The 7,016-nt window shown below is 66.7% G+C and carries 8 protein-coding genes; 3 read left to right on the top strand and 5 right to left on the bottom strand.

The window, feature by feature from the left end:
- Positions 1 to 189: 189 nt before the first annotated feature.
- Genes WDU99_RS17060 through WDU99_RS17070 form a run of 3 tightly spaced genes read left to right on the top strand, consistent with a single transcriptional unit; the run spans position 190 to position 2,388 of the window.
- Entirely contained in the window at positions 190 to 1,080 is an 891-nt protein-coding gene (locus WDU99_RS17060) for a hypothetical protein (RefSeq protein ID WP_337333673.1), read from the top strand.
- 44 nt (positions 1,081 to 1,124) lie between these two features.
- Complete coding sequence (locus WDU99_RS17065) at positions 1,125 to 1,976, top strand: hypothetical protein (RefSeq protein ID WP_337333674.1); 852 nt, start codon at positions 1,125 to 1,127, stop codon at positions 1,974 to 1,976.
- A gap of 31 nt (positions 1,977 to 2,007) precedes the next feature.
- Positions 2,008 to 2,388: a hypothetical protein gene (locus WDU99_RS17070; RefSeq protein ID WP_337333675.1), complete on the top strand. Its 381-nt coding sequence runs from the start codon at positions 2,008 to 2,010 to the stop codon at positions 2,386 to 2,388.
- Between the two features lie 103 nt (positions 2,389 to 2,491).
- On the opposite strand, the gene WDU99_RS17075 is transcribed toward WDU99_RS17070, so the two are convergent.
- From WDU99_RS17075 to WDU99_RS17095, 5 genes are all read right to left on the bottom strand, one after another.
- Entirely contained in the window at positions 2,492 to 2,752 is a 261-nt protein-coding gene (locus WDU99_RS17075) for a CopG family transcriptional regulator (RefSeq protein ID WP_337333676.1), read from the bottom strand.
- A 338-nt stretch (positions 2,753 to 3,090) separates the two neighbouring features.
- A complete protein-coding gene (locus tag WDU99_RS17080; RefSeq protein WP_337333677.1) occupies positions 3,091 to 3,600 on the bottom strand; it encodes a DUF305 domain-containing protein in 510 nt (169 codons plus the stop codon).
- A 144-nt stretch (positions 3,601 to 3,744) separates the two neighbouring features.
- Complete coding sequence (locus WDU99_RS17085) at positions 3,745 to 4,146, bottom strand: four-helix bundle copper-binding protein (RefSeq protein WP_155048977.1); 402 nt, start codon at positions 4,144 to 4,146, stop codon at positions 3,745 to 3,747.
- A gap of 223 nt (positions 4,147 to 4,369) precedes the next feature.
- A complete protein-coding gene (locus WDU99_RS17090; protein ID WP_337333678.1) occupies positions 4,370 to 5,440 on the bottom strand; it encodes an IS110 family RNA-guided transposase in 1,071 nt (356 codons plus the stop codon).
- Positions 5,441 to 6,026: 586 nt separating this feature from the next.
- A complete protein-coding gene (locus WDU99_RS17095) occupies positions 6,027 to 6,866 on the bottom strand; it encodes a F510_1955 family glycosylhydrolase (protein WP_053548208.1) in 840 nt (279 codons plus the stop codon).
- Between the last annotated feature and the right edge of the window lie 150 nt (positions 6,867 to 7,016).

Consider the following 7,016-nt stretch of genomic DNA (forward strand, 5'->3'; position numbering starts at 1 on the left):
TAGCACACCTCCGCGAACACCCTACGATGCGGAAATCGCGTCTGACGATGGGTAGAACAACCCATGGGCGACACCGATCCGTAGCTCGGGCGCACGCCCTCGCGGCGACATCGCGCCGTCTGAGATGAGCCGGAAGTTTCCACCCCACGCAGGCTGGCGCTGCGGAGGCGGTGCGGTCACCATGGGCGCATGTCGAACAACGCAGTATGGGGCGCGAACGTCGAAGAGCTCCACGCCACCGCGGGTGCCTTCGCCGCCGCGGCGCAGCAGCTGATCACCGTCGCAGGGCGCACGACGCTGGCACTCCAGTCGGACCTGACCTGGAATGGTCCCGATGGCGAGCGGATGCGCGCGCGATGGCGCGACGAGTCCCTGCCCGCCATGGCGACGGTCGCGGGCCGGCTGCGCGAGGCCGGACTGCACCTCGTGCGCGAGGCCGAGCAGCAGCTCGCCGTCAGCACGGACGGCGTGGCCGGCTCTGGCAGTGCGGTGGCCGGCGCGGCGCCATCGGCCGCGGGAGGCACGGCCGGGGCATCCGGCTCAACGGCATCCGCCGCCCCCGTGGACTGGGAAGAACGGCTCGGCAGCATCCGCGACGTGCTCGTGGCGCTGCCGGGCCAAGCCATGCTCGGGCGTGTGCTCAGCGAACTGCCGCGCGGTGGCGACGACTGGCTCGAATTGTCGGGCGCGATCTCCCGCGCCGAGAAGGGACTCAGCGGCTTCGCGAGCGTCGGCATGACGGGGCTCGACGTGTACTCGACCGTCGCCGACGCACACGGTCTGGTGAGCGCCGTCGAGAACGGCGACGTGGCGAGCGGGATCGAGCACGGCGTTCCGCTGGCGTTCAAGGCGATGGGCCCTCAGGTCGACATGACGCTCGGCACCGCCTGGTCGGCCGGCACGATGATCGGCGGCGCCATCAACGACTCGATGGAGGGCACCCGCTACGGCGACATCGTGCGCGATATGAGCGAAGGCGCTTTCGACGAGAACGGCGCGTGGGGGATGCTGCAGGTGCCGGGCATCCTCGGCATGGCCGCCTACGAGTACCTGACCGAGGACCGCCCGCCGACGCCGTGAGCACACTCCGCGCGCACGCTACGCTGGGGCGCGGAGGGGCGAGTGTGCTGAGAGTGACGTTGCGCGGTGCGGGGATTCCCACGGTGGTGCTGGGCTCCGGAGACACGCTGCTGATGGGCCGTTCGCCCGACGCAGCCCTGCCGGCCGACGACTCGGCGGTGAACGTCACCGCGCTCGCCCTGCCGCACGTCGCCCCGCACGTCTCGCGTCTCGGTGGGGAGGTGAGCGTCGGCGAGGAGGTCGTCCGGCTGCGCTGGCATGCGTCCACTCCGGCGCAGCTTTCGAGCCTGTTCGACGCACCGGGTGGCGCTCGCCGGGTGAGCCTGTCGGAGGGCATGTCGGCGCTGCTGGACGAGGGCGAGAACCAGCTGCTGATCTATCGCGGCCGCCAGACCGGCTCGGGAGCATTCGTCGACCTCGTGGTGACTCTCGACGTCGAGGCAGTGCAGGACGATGCTGAGCACGTCGCCTGGACGGGCATCCCGCTGCCGGCCGGCGATGACGACGCCACCGCCGCCGCACCTCAGCTCGAGCGCTGGTCGCGCGAATGGTACGTGGCGCTCGCGCTGACCGAACCCTGGCTGAGCGGCGCCGACGACTACCCCCGCCCGCCGTCGAACCGCGAGATCTACGAGCGCGTGCTCGCCTGGCGAGGCCACGCCTGGAACCTCGAGCGCGCGCAGCGCGTCGACGACGCGATCCGCTCGGTCGCGCGGCTCGCGTTCGGCCCGGCCGACGACCCCTTCACCTCCACCGAGGGCCGCGTGCAGAACCTGCGGTTCGCGGTGGCGCGCCGCATCGCCGAGATCGGCCTGGTCACCATGACCGACCTGCAGGCCGTGCTCGTCGCGCAGGCGCGCGGCAACGGCATCCGTCCGGAATCAACCCATGAGTAAGTGGCGCACTGGGCGCGCGAGCGTCGGCGTCGTGGTCGCCGTGTTCCTGTTGGCCGGCTGCAGCGATCCCGGTCCGGGGGTTGCGCAGGAGGTGCGGCGCGGCGTGCCGGACGGGCTCGTCGTCGAGCCACTCAGTGAAGGCCCTGTCGCAACCTGGGTCGACCCCGGGGAGACATTCGCCATCGTGACCTGGGGGAGTGGGAGCTGCCCTCCCGTCGCGACTGCGCTCACTGCCGACGGACCCGACCGCGTTGACCTGACCTTCGGCCCGTCGCCCAACGATCCCTGCACCGCGGACATGTCTCCGACAACGCATGAATTCGAGATGCCGGACGAGATCAGCCGCAGCCCCGTGACCGTCAGCATCACCTACGAAGACTGGCCGGAGACGGACGTGCTCACGCTGGAGTAGTGCACTGCTGGCCGCCTCACACCGGCGCGGAGCAACCAACGCCGTTCTGCGAGTGCCGCGGTCTCCGCGAACTAGATGTGCCTGCGTGCAGACGGAGAGGCGATCACGCGTGCGCCCACGCGCGCACAGCAGCCCGAATCGCAGCCGAGCGATCCAAGCCCTCGCGGTCGGCGCGCGCCATCAGCTCGGCCAGTTCCGCGTCAGAGAAGCGCGTCGGCACCACCTGCGACGCGCGCTCGGCCCGAGGCGGACGTCCCCACCGCTTCTGCAGCTCATCGACGTCGTAACCGGCCTCAGCTTCATCGGCCCACGCCTGCACCTGCGCGTCGGATACTTCGCGCCCCCGGATTGTCCGCTTTCCCATAGACCCATCGTATTACGAAATACGAAAATGGCAAGCCGCCAATCCCTGCCGAAAACGATCGTTTTCGGCGCGGTCCAGAACTAAGGCTCGGAAGGCCTGCCACAAACGTTCGTAATAACCACCAAACGGCAAGGGTTTCCGGCTGATCTCGCGGAGACACACGCAGTCCGTTCGCGAACGGCGACGGCAGGTGTCGCGCAACCCATCATTTCTGACTGATTCGGTTAGAGTCTCACGGCGAGCTGCCGCAATGACTCTCCGAAACTCATTCGGTGGGGACTTTCAGCGGACCTTGGTGACTATCTCGTCGCAGACATCTGGGCCGCGCCCGGGCATCGCTACTCGTCGTCGGCGCATTCACGGTCGGCAGCCCGGTCGAAGTCGGGAACGGGCCGGTTCTGCGCGTCCTCGGGTGTCGTGGCGAGTCCGTTGCGTTCAATATCGTCGATCAGCCAGTCCATTTCTAGGATCTCTCGCCGCTGAGCTTCGCTGATTCCGACGGCGAGCTCGCAGACCCGGATGTCCTGAATCTGCGCTCGTTCAGATCTGGTGATCGCAAGGGAGTGGTGGGGAATCATGGCCCGCATGTATGCGGTGTCGTCGACGGTGATCTGGCTACGGTCGAGCGCGACGCCGCCTCCGAGCAGGAGGACGCTGACGATGACGACGGCGATGTTCGCTTTGGTGTTCTTGTACATGTTCAGCATCCAGGCGAGCATGACGAGGCCCATGGCGCCGCCCATGGTGAGGGCCATGAATACGCGGCTCTCGCTGAAGCGGATGTGTCCCCATTCCCACACTCCGGCGAACATCGTCCAGTACATCACGACCATGCCGGTGAGGATCATCGCCGCGAAACGCAGGTACATCTTCAGCGAGCCGTGCTTCTTGTCCTTTGCCTGTCGTTCGCTTCCTTCATGGGCGTCCTGTGACATGTGATTCACCTGTTCGTCTGGATTGGTTGCGCGTCGCGCGGTTGACGAGCGTCCGGTTCAGAGGGTTGCGAGGAGTGTGGCGCACGCGTCTTCGCATCGCCAGCAGGCCGCGGCACACACGGTGCAGTGTTCGTGCATGGTGTGCTTCTCGCACTCGTCGGCGCAGCTCGCGCACGCGGTGCGGCACGCTTCCAGGGCTGCCCGGGTGAGGTTGGAGTCGTAGCCGGTGTGTCGGGATAGGATGCGCGCGGTGGTGTCGCAGAGGTCGGCGCAGTCCAGGTTCGTGCGGATGCACTTCGTGAGCTCTGAGACCATCTCCTCGCTCAGGCACGCATCCGCGCATGCGGTGCACGATTGGCCGCATTCCATGCAGGCCTCGATACAGTCCACGAGCGCCTTCTGGTCGACCTGGCCGAGGTCCTTCGGATAGGTGCGGAGCATTTCTGCTGCGACAGTCATGATCGAATCCTCTCGTCGTCCTGGAGCTCTCAAACTACGATCGCGGTGTCGCCTGCTGCACCCCGTTGAATACCCCGGGAGGGCATGGTAACCCCAGCCGTGATGCGGCCTCAACGCTCAGGGCGCAGTGTCTCGCTGATCCGTTCCCCCAGGCGGGGGATCCCGCAGGATCAATGCCACGGCAGCCATGACGATGATCAGCGCGATGATGCTCCTATAGTTGTCAACTCATGATTTCGCCGGTTCTGGGGTCTGTCTTGATGAGGTGGTAGACCTCGCGGATCACGTAGCGTTTCAGGCATCGGATGATGTCGCGTTTGCTCTTGCCTTCGGCGGTGCGGCGGGCGACGTAGGCGATTGTCGGTTCGTGGAATCTCATCCTGACGATCACGGTGCGGTAGATCGCCGCGTTGAGCTGCCGGTGGCCCCCGTGGTTGATGCGATGCTTGCCGCTCGTCATCCCTGAGCCGGTCGGAACTGGGCTGATCCCGGCGAGCTTCGCGAACGCCGCCTCGCTCTTGATTCGCTCGGGGTTGTCGCCGGCGACGATGAGGATCTCCGCGGCGGTGTCGACGCCGATCCCGAACTCGTCCAGCAGGTGAGGCGCCCGTTGCATCACAAGTTCTTCGATCATGCCCTCGAGGTCGGTGATCTCCTCGTTCAGTGCGATCCAGCGTTTCGCGATCGACCGGAGAGCGTGACGGTTCGCGTCTTCCGGGGCCTCCAGCCCGCGGGGGCGGAGCGCGGCGCAGTGCCTCGCGACCATCTTCTGCGTCTTCTTCGCGGTTTCCTTGCGCAGGTCCTCGGTGGCGTGGACGAGCATCGCTTTGAGAGTGACCATCGCGCCGGTGCGGTCCTTCACCGCGGTATCGTGCGCGACTTTCAGCTGACGGATCATCTCGACGACGCCGTCCGCGGTCTTCGGAATCGCGGTCGCGAACCCGGCGAGCACGGCTCGGGCGGCGTTCTCCGCGTCCAGGGTGTCGGACTTGCCGTTGAGCCTGCGCAGCCGCCGATCGGGTCGTGAGACCTCGATCACCTTATGCCCGTGGCGACGAACGAACGAGGTCAGTCCGGCCCCGTAGGAACCGGTGCCCTCGATCCCGAATGCGATGATCTTCCCGAAACCCGCCGCCCACTCCAGCAGCTGCCTGAACCCGGCGGCATGGGTCGGGATCGTCAGCGTCGCGAGGATCCCGCCGATCGAGTCCATCACCGCGGCGACATGGATGTGCTTGTGGGTGTCGACGCCGATAACGACGTGCCCCGAACGGGCGGTCTCAATCTCGGTCATGTTCTTCTGTTCCTCCTGCCGTTAGCGTGGTGTCACGCTGTCGCCGGCGGGTGGACAGGACTGTCATGGGGACGCGTTGTCGAGACTGCTCCAGGCTCCTATCAGGTCACGCCCGATCCGGCGGCAGCGGTTACTGCGCGCCCGGCCGGAGGCTCGACAGATCAACGCCAAGGCACCCTGCGGGCCAATCGTAAGCAAGGGTCAGAACACTCCGGCCAGGACTTCCTCATCCTCGCGGGATGCGGCAGGAACAGACTGACAGTCGTAGCTGGCGACTGTGTAGGTCCACCAGGCGGCATCGGTCGATTGCGTGTCGCTCAGCAAGTGCGCGAGTGCGAGGACCGGGCCCGTGGCCAGGAGCACGTACCCGAGGCGAACGAGGCGTCGATGCGTTCGCACAGGATCGAGCGGGTGGGTTCCGGCGCGGGTCATTGGAAGATCGCTCCGATCGTGAGGAAACTGGCGATGGCGAGGAGGGCGACGGCGATCGTCGCGGCTGTGATGAAGAACGTGAGATTCCGCAATGGGTTCTTGGGCTTGTTCATGAGAAGTCTTGGAGCGCGGGGCTTTGTCGGTATCCGCTCCCCTATTGGGCGGGGCTGAGGACGGTCGTGCCGTTTGTGGAGATCTCGACGATGCCACGGTCGTCAACGAGGATGATGCGCTCGTCGATGACGGAGAGGGCTTGCACGGCGCCGCGCAGCGATTCCAGCTGCTGCCAGGCACCGCTTTCGTCCTGTGACCACAGGACGCCGTCCGTACCAGCACCAAGAAGGGTGCCGTCCGTGCGCGCCTCCAGGGCGTACAGGACAGGGGCCGCATCGACGGGCGTGAAGGTGTTGCCGCCGTCGGTGCTGAGGAGGAGGCCTTCTTCGGCGGCGGCGTACACGCCGGATTCGGTGGCGGCGAGATCAGCGGCGCCGAGGGGTGCACGCTCTGTCCAGGTGCTTCCCTCGTCGGTGCTGGTGAGTAGGTTCACCTGACTGGAAGGGATGCCGTACAGGACGCCGTCGGGTCCTGCGGTCAGGACGTGGAAGTCGGTGGTCCCGTTGAGGGCGATCGGGGACCAGGAGTTCCCGTAGTCGTCGCTGCGGATGATGCCGAGGTTCGGGGCTCCCAGTTCAGGCGGGGTGTCTTCCCCGGGGTGTCCGGACGCGAACAGCGTGTCTTTCCAGGCGGTGAATCCCATGGCGTCGAAATCGTGTCCGCCGATCGGGCCGGAGATCTTCCCGCCGGGGTCGAGGGTGAAGATGCCGTTGTGCGTGGCGATGAGCAGGTCATCGCCACGTGGGTCTTCGGCGATGCCGTGGATGTGGTCGATGCGGGGTGCCGAGTCGGGGTTTCCGAGTGGTGTTGCGGTGCAGCCGGTGGCGATGACGGCGAGGGCGGTCACCGTGGCAGTGGCGAGAAGGAGTGAGCGTTTCATGATGGCTTCCGGTGGCGGCCGCGGGACGGCCTGGCTTCGCGGCGCGCGGCAGGAGCGCACCGACATGTAATGGATGTCGAGGGCGTGGCAAAGAGGTGGCCGGTGAGGGCGGGCCGAACGTTTCTGGGCCCGCCCGAGTCGGGTCCTAGA

It is taken from the genome of Microbacterium bandirmense, assembly GCF_037204185.1.
In the GTDB taxonomy this organism is placed as follows: domain Bacteria; phylum Actinomycetota; class Actinomycetes; order Actinomycetales; family Microbacteriaceae; genus Microbacterium; species Microbacterium bandirmense.

What these genes read in the sequence shown, in the direction of transcription:
- WDU99_RS17060 (WP_337333673.1), top strand. Translation starts at nt 190, where the DNA reads ATGTCGAACAACGCAGTATGGGGCGCGAACGTCGAAGAGCTCCACGCC.
- WDU99_RS17085 (WP_155048977.1), bottom strand. Translation starts at nt 4,146, where the DNA reads ATGACTGTCGCAGCAGAAATGCTCCGCACCTATCCGAAGGACCTCGGC.
- WDU99_RS17090 (WP_337333678.1), bottom strand. Translation starts at nt 5,440, where the DNA reads ATGACCGAGATTGAGACCGCCCGTTCGGGGCACGTCGTTATCGGCGTC.
- WDU99_RS17080 (WP_337333677.1), bottom strand. Translation starts at nt 3,600, where the DNA reads ATGATCCTCACCGGCATGGTCGTGATGTACTGGACGATGTTCGCCGGA.
- WDU99_RS17075 (WP_337333676.1), bottom strand. Translation starts at nt 2,752, where the DNA reads ATGGGAAAGCGGACAATCCGGGGGCGCGAAGTATCCGACGCGCAGGTG.
- WDU99_RS17095 (WP_053548208.1), bottom strand. Translation starts at nt 6,866, where the DNA reads ATGAAACGCTCACTCCTTCTCGCCACTGCCACGGTGACCGCCCTCGCC.